This window comes from Prevotella pectinovora (assembly GCF_000834015.1).
Classification (GTDB): domain Bacteria; phylum Bacteroidota; class Bacteroidia; order Bacteroidales; family Bacteroidaceae; genus Prevotella; species Prevotella pectinovora.
The window spans coordinates 93229-116359 of record NZ_JXQI01000055.1 but is presented as its reverse complement, the minus strand read 5'-3'; the positions used below and the strand labels follow the sequence as shown (position 1 = coordinate 116359).

The following is a 23131-nucleotide window of genomic DNA, read 5'->3' as shown; positions in this document are numbered from 1 at the left end:
GCATAGAACTTTGTACGTAATGACACATCTATTTACTCTTTGAAACCCTGAAAAACATATTCTTCCGTTAATTTTGCCCGCAGGAAATGAATACCCCATTGTCAATACAAGAACAATCAAATATAAATCAAGCAAGCTTCACTGCTTTATTGTTAAACTAAAAACTATATTATTATGAAAAGAAATCTATTCAGAATCTTCGTGGCATTCGCAGCTTTCTTCTTTGCAGCACAACCGGCAGACGCACAGTTTGGGAATATCCTGAAGAAGGTGACAAAAACTCTGGACACGGTATCTAAGAAGGACGCCAAGATCAAACGGACAGATCCTGCAGCCAGCAAGGATATGCCGCCACAGTTCATCGGCACAACCACCACATCAGAGTCTGGAGCCACCGTCATCAATCCTTTTGCCAAGGATGTAGACATCCAGTTGGTAGGTGCCTATGGCAAGAGCACCTCAGAGAACTACGGCACCGTGACCCTCGTGCTGAAAGTGAAGATGATAGCCGACAAGTCGCGTATCAGTCTCGGCGGTGTTGGAGATTTTCCTAATTCAGACCTTCGCAGCGTAACAATGTTCGTTGACCAAGACGGTGAATCTTATACGCCAGACGGCGGCACTACATCCGACTCTTTTGACGTCAGCGAGGGAGTTTATGTGAAACTGAAGCTCGATGGTACCTATACAAGATTCGAGAATGTGAAGAAGACCGCCAAGGTGATGCAGGTGCTGAAGCTCGGACTGTATGTTGATGCGGCAATCAGAGGATACATCACGATGAAGAACGTGCCTATTCAGTGGGACGTAGAGCCATAATTTGTCATCTTAAGCATAACCTTCGAAATCTCCCCCTGTCGTGGGGAATCAAACCCCACATTAGGGGGTTCCGTTCCCCACGGTGTGGGGGGATTTCTGGCATGTGTTTTTGTCACCTTTATTATTTGGCTAATCTTACAGGTTTCTTATACAAGACTAACGCAAAATCGGTCATTCTGGCTAAAAGATAAAACTCGCTGTGTATCTTTTTGATATGTCGGAAATAATTCGTACCTTTATACTTTGAAAGATATAAAGATATTGTCCGAAACAAAAAGAGAAGTATACAATGCTGGAAAATCATTATTACGAAGGTCTCGTTGAGGCAGGCTGCGACGAAGCCGGCAGAGGTTGTCTTGCCGGAAGCGTTTTTGCTGCCGCCGTTATATTGCCACCCGATTATGAGAACGAACTGCTCAATGATTCGAAGAAACTCACCGACCGCAAGCGCAAGCAGCTTCGTGAGATAATAGAACACGATGCCGTGGACTGGGCTGTGGGCATCGTGGAGCCTGGAGAGATTGACGAGATAAACATTCTCAATGCGAGTATCCTCGCCATGCACCGTGCTTTAGACCAGCTCAAGGTGCGTCCCGAAGCGGTGATAGTAGACGGCAACCGCTTCAAGCCCTTCCGCGACCTTCCATACACCACCATTGTGAAGGGCGACGGCAAATACCTCTCCATCGCTGCGGCGAGCATCCTCGCCAAGACATACCGCGACGACTATATGGACCGTCTGGCGGAAGACTATCCGCAGTATGACTGGAAGAGCAACAAGGGCTACCCAACGAAGAAACACCGTCAGGCTATCCGTGAATGTGGTATTACGCCATTCCATCGCCGTTCTTTCACTCTCCTGCCTCCCGAAGAGCTGACACTCGACTTTGAATTCTGAAATCATCCGGAAACCAGATTGCCTGATGGTTTCTGAAGATTTCTGATGAATGGGGTTGAGGCTTCTTATTCCGAACTGGGGTGACGATATGGAGATGCTTCAAAAACAATTATATATATAAGGATTGTCCAACCTTCGATATGACTTTTGGGGGTTCTTCCGTTAAATGCATAGATAGAAAAAAAATTTTTTATATTATGATAAAAAACTCCATCAAGGTATAAGAACTAACCATGGCGGAAAGACTTTCCCTGTCAAAGACCCTAGATACACCATGTGATATGAAACATTTTATCGTAATAATAGCATTATTAGCAATTTGTAGTTGCAAGACAAGACCTCATAGAGAGAATATAGAAGTTGTATTCTCCCCAGGATTGGTAGATATGAATAAAATAGATCCGGATATAATAAATTCCATTAAAAAACCAGATAAAGTTTATACCATCACTTCTGACGATTATGCATTTCTGCATGATGTTCTTTCTTCACCAGGGACAATAATACCAATAAAGGAAGAAACGCCACGTATTCTAATAAAGGTAGATGACAACATTTGCAACATTAGTGTGCACAATACGTTTCATAGCAATAACAAAACATATTTTTTGTCAGATAAAGATGCTTATAGAATTAAGTCGATAGTACATTTTTATGATTTCATTGACGAGGTTAATTTGCAGAATATAAAAGAAATCAAGCAATTTGGAATACCCAATAATTATGAGTACTGCCCATCTGAACCTAAAAAGCCCACTAAATCATTCGTAAAAATAGTTCTCAAGGAAGAGTGAAGTTGCATATTGAAAGACTTGAGGGCACTGCCTACACACTCATTGCCTATTCAAAGGCTTTGAAGCAGAAAGTACACCTTGTCATTTGGATTATGCCGAACGGAAAGCACAAGCTTTTCTTCTCAACAAAGACATCCATGTCGGGTGAGGATGTGCTGCGCACATACCGCTCAAGATTCCAAATAGAGTTTTGTTTTCGCAATGTAAAGCAGTATACTGGCCTTACGCATTGCCAGGCAAGACACAAGAACCTGTTGGACTTTTTCTACAACGCATCATTCGCATCACAGAATGTGGCAAAGGTGATGATGAAGGAAAATGGGATGCCGTATTCCATGGCTTCTTTCAAGGAGGTTATGGCAAGCACATACATCGCTAAAATAATTTTCGACAAGTGTCGGAGAATACCGAACCGAAAGTTAATTAGTCATACTGTCAAAGAACTCTTTAGCTGGCAGCGTAAAGCTGCTTAGCCTTTATCTCAAATTTTAATGAACTATTGATTGATGAAATTGTCAGAAAATAATTTGCAAGTATCTGGTTTTTAGACTAAATTTGCAGCATATCGGTGTACATACGTTGATTTATGTTTACGATTTGTACTCCAAACGCTACTAAAACATATCTTTACATGCATTTTATTGCGTTCAATATTGCTGCCTATGGATTATAATTGCAGACATTTCATTTACAAAATGAAAAGGGTATACTCTACAACAGTGCTATCTTTACTTCATCTGACACTCTTTGCTCAAGCAGGCAGTTCTCTGTCATATATGTATAGGCCAGGAGACATAATCCATCGATATGGAATCGAGGATTTCTGCATCGGCACAAAAGGGGAAAATCAGATTTGGGATTATAGTAGTCTGAGAACTGACAGCAAGGACTTTATTGTTGAATACACCTCCGATAAAGACAATGACGACATTGTTGTGGAAATTTCAAACGGTACAAGGTATTATTATGCCCAAGATTCTACGGCAATAAGAAATGTCGGCTATGAGAATAACAATATAGCAGTAGAATTTGACAGACCAGAAACTGTGTTGGTTTTTCCGTTATCTTTTGGTAACAAAAGGGCAGGAGCGTTTCACGGCAGTTGCATGTATTGTGAAGAAGTCATGGCGCGGGATTTCGGGACATATTCAGTTGAAGTCGACGGAAAAGGGAAATTGCTATTACCCGACGGAAAAGTTCTTGATAAGGTTTACAGAGTCCATTATACAAAAGACAATTGCCGAATCGCATATGATGACATTCATACCACCAAAGAACTGGTTGAATACATAAACAAAACACATTATCTGTCAAACGACAGTATAGCTACACTAACAGCCAATCAAGACAATTGTTATCGCCATACAGAAGTATACAAATGGTATGCTGAAGGTTTCCGCTATCCGATCATTGAGGCTATCGTTTACGGAAAGAACGATAATGGCTGGAACAACACCATAGCTTACTATTATCCACCCGATGAACAAGAAAAGCTGTATGATACAGAAAACGAAAGGACGAGGTCGTTATGCACAAATGGTGATAATGTGACCGACAGCAAGAATGACGAGAGTGATTCGTATGACAATAAATCAAATGATGGTTCTTTGCCCTATACAATTGAGAATGGAAAGAATTCATTTGTTATCCATACAAGCGTCCGCAATGCAGAAATATACGTTGATGCCTTGTTGTCTGACATCTCTGGCGTCGTTTTAAGAAGAGCGTCAGGTAATTCTGATTCTCCGATTATTATAGATTGTACAGGACTCATAAGCGGTGAATATGCAATAAGGATTACAATCGGAGAAAAGATATACGAGAGAAAAGTCCATTATAACAATAAATAAATCAGGTCTCATTGTCATGATATTAAATTCCCAAAACATCATAACAGTATCATTGATTGCTGTTTTTACGTTATTTTCAGGGGCTGTTGCCAATGCGCAAAAGCCAGTGCAGCCAGACGTTTCTACAGTCCAACTTCAAGACACGGTAAAAGTTCCGGCTTTGTCACCAAATTATGATGATGAAACCGAACATACCCCCTTGGACAACATCCTTCCGCTGTCACCTCAAGCCGCCTCCCTCGCCCGATATGGTGAATATCCGGTAAGCCATGCCACGGGAATCCCCGATATAACAATTCCTATATATGAAATCAAACTTGGAGATTTTACTCTTCCTATCAGTATTTCGTACCATGCTTCAGGAATAAAAGTGGATGACGTAGCATCTACAGTAGGACTCGGATGGACACTGAATGCCGGAGGGGCAATAACAAGACAAGTATTTGGAGCACCAGACCTTACCGGTGCCAGCAATGAATACACTGATTATAAAAAAGTTGTAGAGATCAGGGATGAAGCTAAGAAAAACGACACTGGCACATCCATGTTAAGAACTCTTCTGTATGGAACAGGCGGCAGTAATCCTTATTACCCGTATGACACGCAGTCAGACCGTTACACTTACAATTTTGCCGGGAAAAGCGGCATGTTCAGATATTCATACACAGATAATAAATTTATACCGACGGATTTCAACAGGATGGACATTTATGGAGATACGGATATTGAAGGAGGTCTCTTTCGGATAACGGATACGAACGGTTACGTATATGTTTTTTCCTGTCAGGAGTTTTCTGGTGTTAAAAGCGATGAGAACACCACAGATGTTTCAGCCTGGTATCTGACAGAGATTAAAACGCCTAAAGGAAACATTGAAATCAAGTATGAGAATGCTGCAATCTATACTACTGTCTATGGAACGGAATATGTAGTGACAGGAACTTTCGGGCAAACAAAATACCATGGTGCCACTTGGACTGACGATGGATACGAGTATGAAATGGCTGATGAGAGCAGATATTTCTTAAATCAGAATGAAATTCTATACAGGATACCTGTAGTGTCATCAATTGAATGGAATGGTGGAATCGTGACGTTTCATTATTCCAATGACCGTGAGGACGTATGGAAAACGAGGCTTACTGACATTGCAGTCATAAACATGTATGGCGACACTGTCAAAACAGCGAATTTCGGAAATGATTCATATTGGGGAGGTTCTGAAAAAAACAGACGTATGATGCTTCGTAGTCTATATCTTTCTGAAACTGGAGAATATGAGTTCGATTATAACACTGCATATGGAACATTTCCAAATTATAGAACACTATCAAGGAACATAAATTTTTCTCTTGGCATTTTTTTTTGTCATAGTGATTATTGGGGATATTATAACGGACGAAGCGACCGTTGTTCTATCCCAAAGGAATTATACCAACGAGTGCTAAGCAGGTATAGTAACATCCGCGAAGACAGAAAATACCGTTTGAGTTATTTTGCAGACAGGAATCCCGACCTTTATTATACAAAGTTCGGCATATTGACAAGCATAACTTATCCGACAGGAGGCCAGACGCAGTTTGAGTATGAGAATAATGACTATAACTTTGGTGGACTAAGAATTAAATCAATTACTTCTGATGGTATCAAAAGGATGTTCGGATATAATATGTCACGCCAGATGACCGACCATCCGAAAATAATGATGATGTACGACTCATATCATATAATCGGGAGCAATCCTGTCGTATTGGGAGATTTTCACTTGTATGAAAACGTGGTATGTGCCGGAACTCCTGCTTTTCCACTCAACAACTCACATGTATTCTATACAGATGTCACAGAAAGCTTTTCTAACGGAGAGCATGTTGAATACCAATATACGTGCTTTCCCGAGCCTGAGCAGTTGTGTGGTATGACTGTGTCAGCCAAAGTCCCGCAGGTGTCATTCGCCTGTCTTAATGATTATGGAAGCATGCCGCCATTGTTGAAGTCGGAATCATGGTATGATGCGGACGGTAAGTGTCTTAGAAAAAATTACTATACTTATAAAAACAATAAAGTCAAATCATTTTCTGCAGGTGTCAAACTCACTCCACTCATCTGGTTCGGTTCCTCAATTGAAGGTGTCGCATACCCAAGCATGAAAATATATGCTCCATATTGGATCGGTGAAAATACTTTCCTCATTGACACGGTAAACGTCCATGTGTCTACTGCAGAACTTGTTTCAAAAGAAACAGCCGATTACATCACCGGCGTCACGACAACCGAGTCTTACACCTATGACAATACTTTCAGAACAAGCAATCCAAGAAGTGTTACCGTCGAGAACAGCGACGGCAAGAAATACATGACAGAATACAGGTTCGCTTTTGATCTGGATGACGAATGGCACAAGAAGATGATTGAGAATTACAACATGTATGACGCTGTGGTTGAGACTAAAGAATTCTGCGACGGAAGTTTCTTGACAAGTAAAATTACAGAATATACAGAGAAAAACGGCTGTGTCTATCCGAAGATTATCAGCAAATCCATACTGGGAAATGCGCAATATGAGAAATACCGCTTCGATGATTATGACAGATATGGCAACCTTACCAGACTCGTCACAAACTCTTGCGATGTTGACAGCCTTATTTGGGGATATGGTGGTATGTACCCCACAATGCATGTACATAATGGTCAGATGATGGCTGGATACACATGGAAACCTTTATGCGGCGTGGCATCCGTCAGAAACCGGAACGGATATACCGTAGAGTACGGATATGACAATGCTGGCAGACTCTCATCCGTGAGTGACGACTGGGGAATGAAGCAAACGTTCGGCTACAACTATAGCAATAGCACTGCCGCCGAAAGTAATACAGACAATTACGTCAGGACAACCAATATCCTTTCTGCAGATGAAACATGTGCGAATACTTTGGTCCAATACGCCGATGGTTTAGGCAGACCGCTTGACGATGCTTCGGATGGGATAAATGAGGAAGGGGAATTCGTCCATAAGTTCTCTTCGTATGACGGCAAAGGAAGGAAAAGCAGAGCCTGGTTGCCTGTTGTTGCTGATATTGGAGACAAGTCTCTGAAAGAAACCAATATTGCCGCACTTGCACAGAATACATACAATGACAGCAAGGCATATAGCGACATAAAATATGATGCGCTTGACCGAACCATTTTTACGTCTACTCCCGGAACGCAATGGAAAGAAAAAGGGAAAAGCGTTGAGCGCATAGGCAACGGAAAGAATGACGTACGTCTCTTCTCCGCTCCTCTTGACAAGATTACACTTGTCGATGGAGGATTCTATAAGCCTTGTTCTTTGCAGGGAGAAAAGACTACGGACGAGGACGGTCACAGCATTGCCATATTTACAGACAAGCTGGGAAGAAAAGTCCTTGAAAGGCGTAATGACGGAAAGAACAACAACGACACTTACTTCGTCTACAACGACCTCGGACAACTGCGGTATGTCCTGTCACCGGAATACCAATACTCCGGATATAAGGAAAAGTATGCCTACGAATACCGCTATGACGGAAGGGGAAGTGTAGTAAAGAAGATTCTACCCGGATGTGAATACACACAGTATTGGTATGACAGAGGAGACAGAGTCTCGTTCTTTCAGAATGCCGCTCTTCGGGATAATGGCATGTATCGTTTTTTCCTCTATGACAGTCTCGGCAGACTTGCCATGCAAGGTGTGTGTAATGGCTGCAACAGGAGTGAAGAGGTGAATACCGCAGAATATAAAGAAAATGTCGATGGAATTTGTTATACAGGATACGTTATTCCGTTATCTGATAAAATAACCAATCCTGACCTTGAGACAGTGAACTATTACGACAACTATACATTTCTGCAGAGGTATTCTGCAGAACTTGGAAGTCTCGTTCCCGACTTTCAGGTGAAGGGAAACTGTGCATTGGGGTTACAGACGGGAAAGGTTCAGAAGACAAGCGGCGGTGGAAAGGTAATCGAAGTGTCCTTCTACGACGGCAAGGGGCAGCCTGTTGATATCCGTAGACTTCAAGTCGGCAAGAGATTGACTTGCACACATACGGATTATTCATATACAGGGAAACCGGCAAAAGTCTTTGTTGACGAATATTCTGTCAATAGCAGCGGCAAGACTCTTGTCACATCGCAAATAATAGAAAACGTTTATTCCAAGAAAACCGACAAATTGCTTTCTACTTCCATTTCCGTCAACGGCAGGAAAGAAACTACGCAATGCTTCGAATATGACGCTCTGGGAAGGATAAAAGAGGTCAGAAGAGGTGGCAATGCCGGAGCCGTATCCTATGACTACAATATTCAGGGTTGGCCGACAAATATCGACAGCAAGGATTTTCATGAAGAACTGCATTATACTGACGGTGTCGGCACACCGTGTTATAACGGCAACATCAGCAGTCAGTTGTGGTCTACTTCAGATTACGGACAGGTCAGAGGCTACAAATTCGAGTACGACGGACTTGACAGGCTGAAGGAAGCCGTTTACGGCGAAACGCCTTCCTTGTCAGACAAGCAGAACCGCTATAACGAGAAGGTCATAGAATACACCGCTAACGGAGCGATGAAACGTTTCCAGCGTAGAGGAAGGAAAGACGACGGTGAATACGGAAAGATAGACAACCTCCATATAAAACTCAACGGCAACCAGCTGTTGAGCGTCGCTGATGACGCATTGCCGGCAAACAAATACTCATCGTTCAACTTCATTGATGGGGCTAACGAAACGGTCGAGTATGAATACAATGGTGTGGGGGCTTTGACAAAGGACTTGAACAGGGGGATGACCATCCGCTATGATAATCTTGACTATCCGAGACACATTGAATTCAATGACGGGAATTCCACTACATACTCTTACCTGCCAGACGGAATGCTCCTATCAAAGGAATACGGCTTGAAATATATCGGCAGGAAAGGAGAATCCAATGGCGCTATTGGAATTGCCAGTGGTACTGACGGTGAGACAACTGATGTTCCATCGCTTTCCAATCCCCAGATTGCAGAGCGGCCAAGTCTGATGGTTTTTGGCAAAACCGAATATAGCGGAAACATCATATACAAGAACGGGAAACTTGACAAGGTCTTGTTCCCCGGTGGATACTGCACCTTCGATAGCGAGAATAACAGTCAGCCGATATTCCATTACTATGCCCAAGACCATCTTGGCAACAACCGTGTAGTAACGAAAGAGGACGGAACCATAGAGCAGATAACGCATTACTATCCCTTCGGCGGTACATTCAACGATGCTGGACTAAATGCAAGCTTGCAGCAATACAAGTATAACGGCAAGGAACTTGACAGAGTCGCCGGACTGAACACTTATGACTACGGAGCAAGACAATACTTCTCGCCGGTGCCGACGTGGGACAGAATGGATCCGTTGTGTGAGAAATATTATAATATCAGTCCGTATGCCTATTGTAATAATAATCCTGTTAATATCTTGGATATAAACGGAGACAGTATTCAATTTACAGGATCTCACAATGAGATAAATCAAACTGTAAAAACATTAAATGTGTCCACACATAATTTTGCTAGTATTAATATAAATTCTGACGGCATGTTAACAATGTCTCTACATGACGATTTTAATATAAATAGTTTAAACCGGAGCGAAAAAGAATTATATAAGAGCTTAGACAAAATAATTAATGGGTCAGGAATAGCTATGGTAAATATAGTAAACAATTCCCCCGATGTCATTGTCGGAAATATCAGCAATAACACTATAGATATTGGTGATATATGCAACATGCCTACAAGTGCAAAAATGACAAGCACAAGTGTGCTTATGCATGAATTATATGAAAATTACAATGTACAGACACAAAATATGGACATTAAATCCGCACATGAAAAATCCGCAAGATTGGAAGGTCGAATTACTGGGTATATGCTTGATCCGTGGAATCGGTTAATAAAAGCGACAGGTAAGAATAGAATTCCTGTTCTTTTTCCACAAAATGAGAAAGAGGTTATATTTAATACAAAAAATGGAAATATAATAAAATGATGAAATCGATAATTTTATTGCTTGTTTTTTTATTGTGCCAACTCAATTCTTATTCTCAAGATATTGATGGGTACAAGATAGCAGATTCCATTGTCTGTAGTAAGAATATATATAATGTCGACTCTGTCTTTAAGTGCAATATAAAGAAGATAAAGAAAAAACTTGCATTCAAAAACAAAATCAGAATCAAGGATCCAAATACAAAGGAATTTCTTAGTGTATACATAGATATGTCTGGAAATAATATTCCTTTTGACACGCCATATGATTTTATTGTAAGTAAAGAGGAATTAAGTATTCTGGAAAACTGGTATGATAGGAACAGGAATAATATCACGCCTGAAATTCTACATGATTTTTATATGCGATATTATCTATATTATGTTGATGACCAAGATTATGAAAAGTTCGTAAACAAACTAAATGTAATTAGAAATCTTTTTAAATAACCAATCCTGACCTTGAGACAGTGAACTATTACGACAACTATACATTTCTGCAGAAGTATTCTGCCGAACTTGGAAGTCTCGTTACCGACTTTCTGGTGGAGGGGAACTGTGCACTGGGGTTACAGGCGGGAAAGGTTCAGAAGGCAAGCGGCGGCGGAATGGTAAGCGAAAATACTCCAGTAACTTCTTAATTGGTAGTCTAATTAATATCTTTGTAACTGTTTGATTTTACATATAAAGTAAAGGTGCAAAATATTCATTAGACTACCAATTCGCCTGTCTTTCGAATGCCTATACTATAGGCAGGCTTATACCGTTGATCTTCTGGTAAATGTCCAGAGCATACACGTCGGTCATGCCGCTGATATAGTCGACTACCGCCATGATTCTCGTCTCCAGATTCGGCGACGTGATGTCATACTGGCTGCTCACCCTGCTTATCAGCTGCTTGGAGTAGAACCTGTCGGGATGCACCGCAGCCTCGGTCATTATCTCCATCAGCGTTTCCATAATCTTGAAACCGCTCAGTTCCACGTCGAGCACCGGTTTGCTCTTGTATATCCTGTTGAACGACACCTCTGTGCACCTTTTGTATGCTTCTCGCTGAGGTTCCGGGATGTGGTCGATGAGACATCCCTTGAAAGTGCCGTCGAGAATCTCCTTCTCGTGGTCGATGAATGCCCTCGCACACACGTTCTCCAATTTGCCTATCACGCAGGCACGCATGTAAATCACCTTCTCGTTGTCGTCGGTGATACCTTCGTCCTTGATGCGCTTTTCGATACTGTTTTTCACGCTTTCATCGAAGAATCCGAGCAGGAGGTCCTTTGTCTGCTCAAACGAAAGAATCTTCAGCTTGTGAGAATCCTCAATGTCCATTATCTCATAACAGATGTCGTCAGCCGCTTCCACCAGATACACCAACGGATGACGGGCATAGGCAAGCGGAGCGCCAGACTGAGAATGACGGATAATGCCCAATTCATCGGCTATTTTCTGATATATCTCCTTCTCCGTGCAGAAGAATCCGAATTTGCCGTGGTCTCCGGCGAGAGCCGATTCGAACGGATATTTCACTATTGAGGCGAGCGTGGAGTATGTCATTACGAATCCACCGTCGCGACGCCCTTTGAATCTGTGGGCAAGCAGACGGAAGGCATTGGCATTACCCTCGAAGTGGGTTATGTCGTTCCATGTACCCTCGCTGATCTCGTTTTTGAGGAAAGCCCCTTTGCCCTCTGTGAAGAACGTCTGTATCGCCTTCTCACCGGAATGTCCGAACGGCGGGTTTCCCATATCGTGGGCGAGACATGCCGTGCTCACTATCGTGCCAATCTGCGGAAACAGCGTCTTGTCCAGTTCCGGCTGCTTTCCTATTATCGCCGCCGCCACGTCGTTGCCCAGCGACATGCCTACGCTCGCCACCTCCAGACTGTGTGTGAGACGGTTGTGAACGAAGATGCTTCCCGGCAGCGGGAACACCTGAGTCTTGTTCTGCATGCGGCGGAAGGGAGCAGAGAAAATCAGACGGTCGTAGTCGCGTTTGAACTCGCTGCGGTCGTCATGGCGCTCTATGTGGCGGTCTTCCTGTCCGAGGCGCTTGTTAGAAATCAGTTCTTTCCAATTCATATAGAAAACGGTTATTTTGTGCAAAGTTACAAAAACGTGGAGAAAAGCGTGCCCATATCAGCAAGAAATGTATTACCTTTACACCCGACAACAAAATCTTAGCCGTTACTGTGGGGATGCGGAGCAAGTATTCTCCGGTGGGATACCTTGCCGCTTGGAGATAATGGGCACATCAGCAGACGGCACAAAGGAAAAAATCACGGAAATATGAAAGTAGCGATATTCTGTTCGGCAAATGAGAATATAGAGCCAGTTTATTTTGAGAAAACGAGAGAGTTAGGGGAATGGCTTGCAAAAAACGGCGATTCCATCGTGTTTGGCGGTTGCGACATGGGCTTGATGGAGTGTGTAGCCAAGGCAGCCTATGATGCCGGAGGCATGACAATCGGCGTGGTGCCGTCGAAAATAGAAGAGAACGGACACGTGAGCCAATACCTCAGTGTGGAGATACCCTGCGACAATCTCAGCGACCGCAAGGACCTGATGCTGCTCAAGAGCGATGTAGTGGTGGCGCTTCCCGGCGGACTGGGCACCCTCGACGAGATCTTCACCGTGGCAGCTTCTTCAACTATAGGTTATCACAACAAGAGGGTGATACTCTATAACATCAACGGCTTCTGGAACACCCTCATCGCTCTGCTCGACGACCTGCAGCAGCGCGGAATGATCCGCGGCGACTACCACAGGCACATCGAGATTGCAGATTCCTTCGAGCAGCTGAAGCAGCTGCTGGGTTGACGTTTCCTGCCGTTGGTGTCAGAAACTTCTCAACCACGCCTTCAGCATGAGTTCCATTTCGGTGTGGTATTTGAACGACTCCCTTATTCCGAAGCCGTGGCCACCCGACGGGAAGACATGCAGGCTTGCCGGCACATCGTGGCGGTATAGTTCGTTGTAGTAGTTCACTCCGTTTGCCGGTAGCACGGCCCTGTCGTCGTCGGCAAGCAGGATGATGGCACGTGGTGTGGTTCGCGACACCTGGGCGTCGTTGCTATACAGTTTCTCATCCTTCTTCTTGGCATCCTTGCCGAGGAAGTTGTCGTGGCTGCCCTGATGAGTGATGTCAGGCATCATCGTTATCACGGGATAGAAGAGAATCTGGAAGTCGGGTCTGGCTTCACCTTTTGAATGAGTTGCAATAGTGGAGGCAAGGTGTCCGCCGGCAGAGAATCCCATTATACCCACCTGGTCAGCCTTCACTCCCCATGCCGCAGCGTTTCTGCGCACGAGTTTCAGCGCTTCTTCAGCATCCGCTATGGGCACCTCGCAGTTGCCGTGAGGCATGCGGTATTTCAGCACCACCGCCGTGATGCCCATATTGTTGAAAAACGGAGCCCAGTTGTGTCCCTCGTGCTCCATTGCCAGATGCGAATATCCTCCGCCCGGGCATATCACCACGCATCTGCCGGTGTTGTCAGCCTTTGCCGGCTTGTATACCCACACCTTTGCAGTGTCCTGGGCGTCACCGTTGTCGTTCGGCGCATTGTTGTTCCATAAGTTCATGCTGATGCCCTTCTGGGCGTTGGCCACACAAGCCGTGCCTGCCACAAGGAGGGCAGTCAGAATCATTCTTGCTCTTTTCATTTCCGTAGTTGTCGTATTTTGATTATTCCCCATGTCGGAAGACGACATGAGTAGCAGTTTGCTAATGCAATATTCGCAAAAAAAACTGACATACGCAAGAAACTCCCTCCATTCACATTGATTTAAACATTTTTTTTGTAATATTGCAGTCGCAAAGGCTACGACGGCCATTGTCAGCATCACTTAAAAAACATACATTATGCACGTATTGGAACAATTCAGATACTGTCCGAAATGCGGCAGTTCGCATTTCGTGGAAGCAAGTGAAAAGAGCAGAAAGTGTGAAAATTGCGGTTTTGAATTCTATCTCAATCCGGCTGCAGCAGTTGCCGCCTTCATCCTTAACTCCAAGAACGAGCTCCTCGTGGAGCGTCGCAAGCTGGAGCCAGCCAAGGGGATGCTCGACCTGCCCGGTGGATTCTGCGACATGGGCGAGACCGTGGAACAGGCGATGAAAAGAGAGATAAAGGAAGAGACGGCACTCGACGTGGTGGATATGAAATACCAGTTCAGTCAGCCGAACGTCTATAGATTCTCAGGTTTCGACGTACGTACCCTTGACATGTTCTTCCTCTGCAAGGTGGCAGACGAGACGCAGCTCAAGGCTTCCGACGATGCCGCCGAATGTTTCTGGCTGCCACTGTCGGAGATACATACCGAGCAGTTCGGACTACGCTCCGTACGTCAGGCACTCCATACATTCTTCGACGGAGTGTTGGGCTGATGCCCACAGAGGCAAGACTTGCCTTTTATCAGATATCAATAGTGTTTTATTAACTTATGGAGATTATTGAGCAATGATCAACAGACTGAAGATCATGGACCTCAGAATGTTGCCACTGGCAGTGCTCTCGATGGTAATGGTGCTTCTTGCCGCTTGCGGAGGCAACGGCAGAAGAACGTCGCCATATGTTGACGTGAACACCGATTTCAACCATATTTATGAAACTATCGTGACCAGCGCTGACCTGTCGCATGCCAAAGGGATGATAAAGAAGGCATACGACGAGGAGAGAATAGGCGAGGGACAGAAGAAATATCTCGAAGCCATCGTGGTGTATCGGGCTGAGGCACGCTTCGACTCCGTGATGGAAATTTGCCAGCAGGCTCTTGACGCTTCAGACACCAAGAACGACAAGACGCTGACATACTGCATCTATGCGCTCATGACAAACTCGGCAGTGGCTTCGGAAAACAATGCGGCGATGCTGCAGTATGCCTCAGCCACAGAGACGCTCGCCCAGGAACTGGGACGCAAGGACAAGGAATTCGAGATGAAGGCCACCGTGGGATATGGTATGGTGCTTCTCGGCAACTCTGAAGAAGGACTGAAGATGATAGACCAGGCTCTCGCCGATCTGATGAAATACGATTCGTGGAACTGCCTGAACAGTTATCTGATAGCATCTAAAATCAAGGTGGTGGCACTGCATATTCTCAACAGACCGGCTGATGTGGTGGACTTGTGTGAAAAGGTCATTGCCCTGCTCGACAAGTGTATAGCCCATCCGGAAGGAATAAAGGACAAGCCGCTGGCATGGGAGAAAGACAAGGAATCCTTCGCCGTGATGCTGAAACTCTACCGCACTCAGATGCTGGCTTTCCTGTCTAATGCCCATGCCGAAATGGGAAACAGAGACCTGGCTATGCAGAGCCTGCAGGAATTTGACCAGTCGGAACAGTCGAAATCCCTCGACAGCCAGCGTATGATAGTGCCGGCTCTCGGAGAACTGAAACTCTTCGACAGGATGCTCGCAGTATATGCCAAGATTGACAAGGAAGACGGTGGTGACACTATAACCGAAAGCTATAGGGATGAACTCAAACTGAAGGCGAGTGCCGCTTCTGCCAAGGGGAACCGCGAGCTGGAGCGTCATTACCTGAGGAGGGCGCTGAATCTTGAAGACACGCTGCATGAAGCACAGAACATGGCGCTGATGGCACACACGCTGTCAGTATACAAGGTGCACGACGAGCAGATGAAGGCTCAGGATGCCAAGGCTGCCGCCAAGCTAATGCTCGTGGCACTGGTAGCGCTCGCGGCAATAGTGATATTCGTAGTGGTATATATGTTCCGCCTGTATAAGCAGAAACAAGTGGTGGCGCTCAAGAACAAGGCTCTTGTGAGTTCCATAGAGAAGGCATTGGAATATAAAGACAGGTATGAGATGGCAGAAAGGGCACTTGAAGATGCTGAAAACAGGGCGTGCGAAGCTGAACGCAACAGCGAGATGATGAGAGTTGCCATACAGAGAACCGCAAAAGGCAAGGAAATCGCCCTTAGAGGCGACAATGCCGGTCTGGACGAGGAATTGTCAGCAGTGGCTGCCAAAGAGGCTGAAAACGCAAATGACGCATCTCCTGACAACTCTGAAGATGCAAGTAGCCTCTTTGAACAGATAGACCGCACCATCCGCGACGAAAGATTGTATCTTAATCCCGACTTCCAGCGCCAGACGCTTGTTGACATGTTCCATTCAGACAGGAACAGGGTGGGGCGTGTGATAAAGGATTTCAGCGGTTTCTCCAATCTCTCAGCCTATATCAACAACTACAGACTGGAATATGCCTATCGTATGCTGCGCGACTTGGACAACAAGCAGACCATCGACAGCATTGCCAAGGCATCGGGATTCTCCACCGTGCGCACCTTCCAGCGCCTTTTCAAGGATCGTTATGGCATGACACCGGCAGAGTTCCGCGAGAGTTATCCTGGCTTGAGGACAAATGAATGATTGTAATGGATAGTCAAATGAATTATAGTCTATAAGATAATCAGATGAATTATGGTCTATAGTAAATCAGATGAATGATTGTCCTTAGATGGTCCGGATACAGATTTCCCCTCATATCCCCGACGAATCATGGAAGTGATGCTTCCTTTGTGATATTGTCCGGGATATGAGGGGAAACTCATATATTCTGTTTGTACGTGACTTTGTGATTAAGCCAGCAGTTTCTTCACGATGTCTGAAATCACCTTACCGTCGGCTTTGCCAGCCATCTGCTTGCTTGCCATTCCCATCACCTTGCCCATGTCCTTCATGCTCGAAGCACCGGTCTGCTCGATGATGCCCTTCACGATGCCTTCAATCTCATCGGCGCTGAGAGGCTTAGGCAGATACTCCTCGATAACCTTTACCTGTGCCAGTTCCTCGTCGGCGAGGTCCTGACGGTTCTGGGCGATGAAGGTGTCGGCAGACTCCTTGCCCTGTTTTGCCAGTTTGGCGAGAATCTTCAGGGCGGCAGCGTCCTCAAGAGTGTCGTTGGCACCTGGTGCTGTCTTTGCCTCTATGAATACTTTCTTGATGTTGCGGAGGGTTTCCAGGCGAACCTTGTCGCGGGCTTTCATTGCCTCCTTGATGTCGTTGCTTACTTGATCGTATAACATTGTTATTACTTTTTTTGTGTTTGAATTCTATGCAAACTTAATAGTGCCCGAAGTTGTCGTTCCCACCTTCGTCTGCGAAACGCTGTCCACATCGCCCTTAGAGAGCTTTATCAGCTCGTTGTTCTGCGTTCTGCTGCGGCTGTAGGTAGGCATCGACTCAATGGCAGAGATGAGGTTGTCGTTGTCCAGGTCGTCGTTGCCGAAGATGAAGCAGCGCACCTGTGGTCTCTCCTTGTTGTTGCTGCCCTTGCCATAATAGCTGTCGATGAGAGCATCCTCGGCGTCCTTCTTCTGCCGGGTCTTGCGCATCTCCTCCACACTCTGCTCGTTCTTGTCGGTGATGTTCATCTTGCCGTCTTCCACCTTCATGCCGAAGCCGGTGGCGAGGATGGTCACCTTCACGTTCTCCTTCAGTTCCGGGTCGATGGAAACTCCCCATTTCGTCTCTATGTCGTCGTCGAAGCCGTCCATGAACTCGTTGATAGCCTTCATCTCGTCCATCATCAGCTCGTTCTTCTTGTCTTCGCCCTCCGAAGAGAACGATACGCTGAGAAGGATTTTCTTCGAGTTGAACACGTCGTTGTCGTTGAGCAGCGGAGAATGGAGGGCATTTTCGATAGCCTTCTTCAGACGGTCCTCTCCCTTGCCGAAGCCGGTACTCATCAGAGCCACTCCGCCATCCTTCAATACGGTCTTCACGTCGTTGAAGTCGAGGTTTATGATTCCGTGCATCGTGATTATCTCGGCGATGCTCTTTGCCGCCACGCTCAGTGTGTCGTCTGCCTTGCCGAAGGCGTCGATGAGCGATAGTTCAGGATAGATGTCAAAGAGGCGCTGGTTGTTTATCACAAGCAGGGCGTCCACGTTCTGTGCCATCTTCTCAACACCGGTGAGTGCCTGCAGGATCTTCTTCTTGCCTTCCCATTCAAACGGGATGGTCACGATGCCCACGGTGAGGATACCCATCTCCTTGGCGATGCGTGCCACTACAGGACCGGCACCCGTACCGGTGCCGCCACCCATTCCGGCAGTGATGAACACCATCTTGGTGCCGTCGTTGAGCATGTGCTTTATCTCCTCCTCACTGTCTTCTGCCTCTTGGCGTCCCTTCTCAGGCTTGTTTCCGGCTCCCAGTCCCTCTTTTCCGAGTTGCAGGTGCACGGGGACAGGAGAGTCGTTAAGGGCCTTCTTGTCGGTGTTGCAGAGAACGAATGTGACGTCGTGTATACCTTCGCGGTACATGTGGTTTACGGCATTGCCGCCGCCACCGCCCACTCCGATGACTTTTATTATGCTGCTTGGCTTGTCCGGCTCGCCGAAGGCTGATGCCATCATGCCTATTTTCTTATCGTCTGCCATATCTCTTATATACTTTCGTTGTTTACCAGTTTTGTCTTTTCTCTCTCTTATGTCTCGTTTATGTCGGTAGTATTATTCTTCGTTTTCTTCAGTAATCCACCTCTTGAATACCGAGATGCCCCTCTTGATTATATTGTCTTTCGGTTTGGATTCTTTGTTCTGAATCTCCTCGATTATCTTTGTAGCCTCTTCGGTGTGCAGTCCGTTAGGATATTTCTCCTTGTAGCTCTGGTATGCACCGATGGTGTTGTCGGCAACGGCCTTTGTCCATTCATCGTTGTCCTGCTTGCGTTGCAGTTCCGCAGCAGCGGCAATTTCTGCCGGAGTCCTCACTCCTGCCGTTCCACCAGCCACATAGTTTGGCTCCGTAGGCTGTGTCTTTGTCAGAGCAGGTTGTTCGGGCTGGTTGCTTTCATTGAAGAGAGAAGTCTTTATCTCGCCTCCGTCGCAGCTCTGGTCGCCCTTCATGAGCAGTCCCAGCAGGGTGTTCAGCGTACCGTCGTGGGGGAGGTTGATGTTCTTGGTCGTCGTCACGGTGTCGTTGATGAACTGCACGATGTTTATCTTGTCAATCTCCGTCTTCTTGCTGAAAGCCTTGGTGATGTTCTTCATGTTGGAACCACCGCCGGTGATTACGATGCCGCCGTTCAGTTTCTTCTTGTATTCTGTAGGCACCTGTGCCCACACGTTCTCTATTATCTCCTGTATGCGGGCTTCCACAATCTGCTGGAACTTTTCGCTTGAGATGGTCTGCTCCGGTGTGACGGAGTATTCCATCGTCTTGTCTCGCTCTTCCAGTTCGGTATATGCGCTGCCGTATTTTATCTTCATCTTCTCAGCCACATCCTCTTCGATGTTTGCCGAGGCGATGTCCTTGGTTATGTTGCTGCTTCCGAGAGGAATCACGGCGATGTGGCGCAGTATGTTCTTGTGGTATACGAGCATTGTGGTCGTTGCCGCACCCATATCCACAAGCATGCAGCCAGCCCTCTTGCGTGTATCATCGAGAATACAGTCGGCAAGTGCCAGCGGAGCGATGTCGAGTTCGGCAATCTTTATCCCTGCCTTGTCGAAACAGTTGGTGAGCTTGTCGTAGAACGATTTGCGCCACAGGATGTTGAGGAAGTTTCCAGTCAGCTGGTCAGCCTGAATTCCTGCGGGGTCGTTCTCGTAGTCATTGCCCACTTTGTATTCTTGTATGGCAACATCAAGGATTTGCTTGTCTGAATATGTCTTGTTGCGGTTGGTGTCCATCAGTTCGTTCACCATCTGTTGTGTGATGAGCGTGTCTTTCGGCAGGTCGCGCACGATTTCGTTCTTGACGCTGAAGATTGACTGTCCGCTGACTCCTACATACACCTGCGAAATCTCCCTGTTGAGGGCGGCTTTCAGCTTTCCGATTATGTTGGTGATGCCCTGGATTGTCTTCTCCAGGTTGTGTGCCGTTCCCTTCTTGATATACGTTGAGGAGTCTTCGCTGGCCATGGCGTAAACGCTGATGCTTCCGTCATTGTTCTTTCGTCCTGCTATTCCTCTTAGCTTCGACGAGCCCAGTTCTATTGCTACTATAAAATCCTTTGCTGGCATATTGCTTATTTTTTATGGGGTTGCTTTTATTTGTTTCTTGGTTTATGACCGTCTGTTCTTGTCGGTAGACCTTTTGCTTCCCGATTTCTTCTCGGCAGACTTCTTCTTGTCTGCTTTCTTCTCGGAAGACTTCCTGTCTGTAGCTTTCTTCCTGTCCGACCTCTTGCTGTCGGTCTTCTTTTTGTCAGCAGCTTTATCCGACTTTTTCCGGTTGTTCTCCTTCCTTTCAGTCTTTTTGTCCTTTGTATTATGACTGTTCTTCTCAGTCTCGTTCTTTTCAGTCTTTTGTCTGTCGTTCTGCGGCTTTTCCTGATGGCTGTCGCCAGACTGCTGGGTGGCAGGAGTGTTGGCATCAGGCTTTTGTTCCTGCTGAGGCGCTTGCGGGGCGGTCTCCTGATTGCCTTTGGCGTTCCTGTCCTTCTTGCAGATTATCTGGTTGTCGAATTCCAGGCTTATATACGGATATTTGTTCCATCCCACTTGGCTCAGACCATATTTGTAGAATTTCTCCAGTCGTGTGAGTTTCGTATCCACGAATGCAGCAATCTTCTCCTTCCGTTTGGATGCATATCTTGTCTGAGGCATGTATCCGAGGAATACCACGTGGTCTCCGATTCGCGGCACTATTTCTATTCCACCGTCCGACAGCACGTTGATCTGCTCTATCATGTTCTTCCACAGGTCGTTTGCCATTATGATATTTGCCATTGGCGCGATGTAGTTGCGTGCGAACGATTGTCTGATGTTGCCCGTGGCTATTATCAGGTCAGAGGTATAGCTGGTGTTGGGCATTATTCCTCCTTTGTCGTCGAGATAGTAGTCGTCGCCCCTCTCGCTCTTTATCCTTATCACCGGCAGTCGCTGCGTGATGCTCACGAACACCTTGTTGTCTTTCGTCTTGTAGCATTCCGCTGTCTTCACGAACGGGCTCTTGCACAGCAGGTCTTCTATCAGCCTTGGCTGTATGTCCGTCATCTTGAAGTTCAGAGGATACATCCTGCTGTCCTTCATCATCTTCTTCACCTCGTTGGCGGTGAGGAAGCCGTTGGCATTCTGGTCGGCGATAACGATGTTCACCTCTGTGCACACGTTTTTGCTCTCGTCCGGTTTGTTGAACGAGATCATCGCTACGAAGACATACACCAAGAGTATGACATCGAGCATCAGCAGTATTAGTTTCTTGTATTTTGGTCGCATTTCCATTCAGCCTGCCAGCGAGCCACTTCCTTGACAGTCAGGGACGCTCGCCGGCAGGTAGTGTTTATTTCCTTTTCTCCAGTATCTTCTCTATTTGAGGCACGTAGTTGTCAAGGTCGCCAGCACCAAGTACGACGAGCACCTCGAAATCGTTGTCTTCTACAAACTTCAATACGTCCTCCTTGTGTATCATCTCCTTCTCCACTCCCGGTTTCAGATTGTCGTATATCAGTTTCGATGTCACACCTGGTATCGGTTCCTCACGGGCTGGATAGATGTCGCAGAGCACCACGCGGTCGAGCAGGCTGAGGCTGTCGGCGAAGTCCTTGTAGAAGTCTCTTGTCCTTGTATAGAGATGAGGCTGGAAGATAACAGTTATCTTCTTGTCCTTATATAGTTCCCTCATGCTTTTCGCACTCTGGTATATCTCCTTAGGGTGATGTGCGTAGTCGCTCATGAACACGAGCTTGTCGGTCTTTATCTTGAAGTCGAACCGGCGGTCCACTCCATGATAAGTCTTCATTCCGTATTTCAGTTCCTCTGCATTGCAGCCGTTAAGCTGAGCCATAGCCATAGCAGCCACACCATTCTCTATATTGATAGGCACCGGCTGTCCGAGCTTCACGTTCTTGATGCTTTCCACCGGCGATATGAAGTCAAAAGTGATTTCTCCGTTTCCGATCTTTACGTTCTCCGCATGGAAGTCACCTTCATCGCGGCTGTATGTATACACCTTCACTCCATCCTGCACGTCAGCCTTCATCTCCAGGTTTTTGTGGATTATGAGTGCGCCTCCTGGCTGTATCAGAGTGGTGTAGTGGCGGAAGCTTTCGAGATAAGCCTCTTTGGTGCCGTATATGTCGAGGTGGTCAGGGTCGGTAGAGGTGATCACGCTCATCCAAGGACGGAGCCAATGGAAGCTGCGGTCGAACTCGTCGGCCTCTATCACCACGTAGTCGCTCTTTTCGCTGAGGATATAGTTTGTGCCGTAGTTCTTTGATATGCCGCCGAGGAAAGCGTTGCAGTCTATAGAACTCTGATGCATGATATGGGCACACATCGTTGATGTCGTTGTCTTGCCGTGAGTGCCTGCCACGCAAAGCCCCTTGTGAGTGCGTGTCAGCATACCGAGCACCTGTGCTCTCTTCTCCACGTCGAAGTTGTTCTCGCGGAAATATACCAGTTCCTTGTGTTCCTGCGGAATGGCAGGTGTGTAAACAACGAGAGTCGATGCCGGTTTCTTGCATGCATGGGGAATCTCGTCCACGTTTTCCTCATAGTGGATGAGCATACCCTCTTTCTCCAGCTGTTCTGTCAGTTTCGATGGTGTCTTGTCGTAACCGGCCACCACGAGTCCTTTATGTATGAAATAGCGAGCTATGGCGCTCATACCGATGCCGCCGGCTCCTACGAAATATACTGCTTTTATATCTTTCAGTTCCATTGCTTCTTTGTTTTTCTCCACAATAGCGTCAGCCTTTCCAAGCTGCTTTCAGGAATTAGCCTTCCGATTCAGCTACTGTATTGT

Annotated in this window: 17 protein-coding genes; 10 read left to right on the top strand and 7 right to left on the bottom strand. The window is 46.1% G+C overall.

Translation table 11 applies throughout. From position 1 onward, the window contains the following. Positions 1 to 174 precede the first annotated feature (174 nt). The 7 genes from ST42_RS06665 (at position 175) to ST42_RS13825 (ending at position 11047) form a co-directional block, all read left to right on the top strand. Positions 175 to 819 carry a hypothetical protein gene (locus ST42_RS06665; RefSeq protein ID WP_044064678.1) on the top strand — a complete coding sequence of 215 codons (645 nt, stop codon included), beginning with the start codon at positions 175 to 177 and terminating at the stop codon, positions 817 to 819. A 289-nt stretch (positions 820 to 1108) separates the two neighbouring features. Next, entirely contained in the window at positions 1109 to 1717 is a 609-nt protein-coding gene (locus ST42_RS06660; protein WP_044072922.1) for a ribonuclease HII, read from the top strand. 233 nt (positions 1718 to 1950) lie between these two features. Beyond that, a complete protein-coding gene (locus tag ST42_RS13830) occupies positions 1951 to 2511 on the top strand; it encodes a hypothetical protein (RefSeq protein WP_052484712.1) in 561 nt (186 codons plus the stop codon). Then, a complete protein-coding gene (locus tag ST42_RS06650) occupies positions 2508 to 2984 on the top strand; it encodes a hypothetical protein (RefSeq protein WP_052485310.1) in 477 nt (158 codons plus the stop codon). Before ST42_RS13830 ends, ST42_RS06650 begins: the two co-directional genes overlap by 4 nt. Positions 2985 to 3206: 222 nt before the next feature. Next, positions 3207 to 4361 (top strand): hypothetical protein, encoded by a 1155-nt coding sequence (locus ST42_RS06645; protein ID WP_042517885.1) that lies wholly within the window; start codon positions 3207 to 3209, stop codon positions 4359 to 4361. Positions 4362 to 4377: 16 nt separating this feature from the next. After that, positions 4378 to 10407 carry an RHS repeat protein gene (locus ST42_RS06640; protein ID WP_042517886.1) on the top strand — a complete coding sequence of 2010 codons (6030 nt, stop codon included), beginning with the start codon at positions 4378 to 4380 and terminating at the stop codon, positions 10405 to 10407. 469 nt (positions 10408 to 10876) lie between these two features. After that, complete coding sequence (locus tag ST42_RS13825) at positions 10877 to 11047, top strand: hypothetical protein (protein WP_156132462.1); 171 nt, start codon at positions 10877 to 10879, stop codon at positions 11045 to 11047. A gap of 100 nt (positions 11048 to 11147) precedes the next feature. Here ST42_RS13825 and dgt read toward each other — a convergent pair whose 3' ends face one another. Then, positions 11148 to 12485 (bottom strand): dGTP triphosphohydrolase, encoded by a 1338-nt coding sequence (gene dgt / locus ST42_RS06630; protein WP_044072920.1) that lies wholly within the window; start codon positions 12483 to 12485, stop codon positions 11148 to 11150. 207 nt (positions 12486 to 12692) lie between these two features. Here dgt and ST42_RS06625 point away from each other — a divergent pair, with 207 nt between their 5' ends. Continuing rightward, entirely contained in the window at positions 12693 to 13223 is a 531-nt protein-coding gene (locus ST42_RS06625) for an LOG family protein (RefSeq protein ID WP_022316021.1), read from the top strand. An 18-nt stretch (positions 13224 to 13241) separates the two neighbouring features. Here ST42_RS06625 and ST42_RS06620 read toward each other — a convergent pair whose 3' ends face one another. Further along, entirely contained in the window at positions 13242 to 14069 is an 828-nt protein-coding gene (locus tag ST42_RS06620; protein ID WP_044072919.1) for an alpha/beta hydrolase, read from the bottom strand. A 199-nt stretch (positions 14070 to 14268) separates the two neighbouring features. Between ST42_RS06620 and ST42_RS06615 the strand changes: the two genes are divergently transcribed. Together ST42_RS06615 and ST42_RS06610 are read left to right on the top strand one after the other, a co-directional pair. Further along, positions 14269 to 14793 carry an NUDIX domain-containing protein gene (locus tag ST42_RS06615; protein WP_042517895.1) on the top strand — a complete coding sequence of 175 codons (525 nt, stop codon included), beginning with the start codon at positions 14269 to 14271 and terminating at the stop codon, positions 14791 to 14793. A gap of 73 nt (positions 14794 to 14866) precedes the next feature. Continuing rightward, positions 14867 to 16804, top strand: a complete 1938-nt coding sequence (locus ST42_RS06610) for a helix-turn-helix domain-containing protein (protein WP_042517898.1) — start codon at positions 14867 to 14869, stop codon at positions 16802 to 16804. 209 nt (positions 16805 to 17013) lie between these two features. Here ST42_RS06610 and ST42_RS06605 read toward each other — a convergent pair whose 3' ends face one another. The 5 genes from ST42_RS06605 to murC all read right to left on the bottom strand — a co-directional run bounded on the left by ST42_RS06605 (position 17014) and on the right by murC (position 23047). Then, positions 17014 to 17460, bottom strand: a complete 447-nt coding sequence (locus tag ST42_RS06605) for a GatB/YqeY domain-containing protein (protein ID WP_022316025.1) — start codon at positions 17458 to 17460, stop codon at positions 17014 to 17016. 27 nt (positions 17461 to 17487) lie between these two features. Then, complete coding sequence (gene ftsZ / locus ST42_RS06600; protein WP_042517899.1) at positions 17488 to 18819, bottom strand: cell division protein FtsZ; 1332 nt, start codon at positions 18817 to 18819, stop codon at positions 17488 to 17490. Between the two features lie 72 nt (positions 18820 to 18891). Continuing rightward, the gene (ftsA, locus tag ST42_RS06595) at positions 18892 to 20406 is read right to left on the bottom strand and encodes a cell division protein FtsA (RefSeq protein WP_022316027.1); all 1515 of its coding nucleotides are present in this window, start codon (positions 20404 to 20406) and stop codon (positions 18892 to 18894) included. A gap of 42 nt (positions 20407 to 20448) precedes the next feature. Further along, on the bottom strand, positions 20449 to 21609 hold the full coding sequence (locus tag ST42_RS06590; RefSeq protein WP_231556949.1) for a cell division protein FtsQ: 1161 nt from the start codon (positions 21607 to 21609) through the stop codon (positions 20449 to 20451). Between the two features lie 58 nt (positions 21610 to 21667). Further along, the gene (gene murC / locus ST42_RS06585) at positions 21668 to 23047 is read right to left on the bottom strand and encodes a UDP-N-acetylmuramate--L-alanine ligase (protein WP_042517901.1); all 1380 of its coding nucleotides are present in this window, start codon (positions 23045 to 23047) and stop codon (positions 21668 to 21670) included. Positions 23048 to 23131: the final 84 nt, after the last annotated feature.

Excerpts from the sequence above, each read along its gene's own strand:
- ST42_RS06665 (WP_044064678.1), top strand. The coding sequence starts at position 175 with ATGAAAAGAAATCTATTCAGAATCTTCGTGGCATTCGCAGCTTTCTTC.
- ST42_RS06660 (WP_044072922.1), top strand. The coding sequence starts at position 1,109 with ATGCTGGAAAATCATTATTACGAAGGTCTCGTTGAGGCAGGCTGCGAC.
- ST42_RS13830 (WP_052484712.1), top strand. The coding sequence starts at position 1,951 with ATGGCGGAAAGACTTTCCCTGTCAAAGACCCTAGATACACCATGTGAT.
- ST42_RS06645 (WP_042517885.1), top strand. The coding sequence starts at position 3,207 with ATGAAAAGGGTATACTCTACAACAGTGCTATCTTTACTTCATCTGACA.
- ST42_RS06640 (WP_042517886.1), top strand. The coding sequence starts at position 4,378 with ATGATATTAAATTCCCAAAACATCATAACAGTATCATTGATTGCTGTT.
- dgt (WP_044072920.1), bottom strand. The coding sequence starts at position 12,485 with ATGAATTGGAAAGAACTGATTTCTAACAAGCGCCTCGGACAGGAAGAC.
- ST42_RS06625 (WP_022316021.1), top strand. The coding sequence starts at position 12,693 with ATGAAAGTAGCGATATTCTGTTCGGCAAATGAGAATATAGAGCCAGTT.
- ST42_RS06620 (WP_044072919.1), bottom strand. The coding sequence starts at position 14,069 with ATGAAAAGAGCAAGAATGATTCTGACTGCCCTCCTTGTGGCAGGCACG.
- ST42_RS06615 (WP_042517895.1), top strand. The coding sequence starts at position 14,269 with ATGCACGTATTGGAACAATTCAGATACTGTCCGAAATGCGGCAGTTCG.
- ST42_RS06610 (WP_042517898.1), top strand. The coding sequence starts at position 14,867 with ATGATCAACAGACTGAAGATCATGGACCTCAGAATGTTGCCACTGGCA.
- ST42_RS06605 (WP_022316025.1), bottom strand. The coding sequence starts at position 17,460 with ATGTTATACGATCAAGTAAGCAACGACATCAAGGAGGCAATGAAAGCC.
- ftsZ (WP_042517899.1), bottom strand. The coding sequence starts at position 18,819 with ATGGCAGACGATAAGAAAATAGGCATGATGGCATCAGCCTTCGGCGAG.
- ftsA (WP_022316027.1), bottom strand. The coding sequence starts at position 20,406 with ATGCCAGCAAAGGATTTTATAGTAGCAATAGAACTGGGCTCGTCGAAG.
- ST42_RS06590 (WP_231556949.1), bottom strand. The coding sequence starts at position 21,609 with ATGGAAATGCGACCAAAATACAAGAAACTAATACTGCTGATGCTCGAT.
- murC (WP_042517901.1), bottom strand. The coding sequence starts at position 23,047 with ATGGAACTGAAAGATATAAAAGCAGTATATTTCGTAGGAGCCGGCGGC.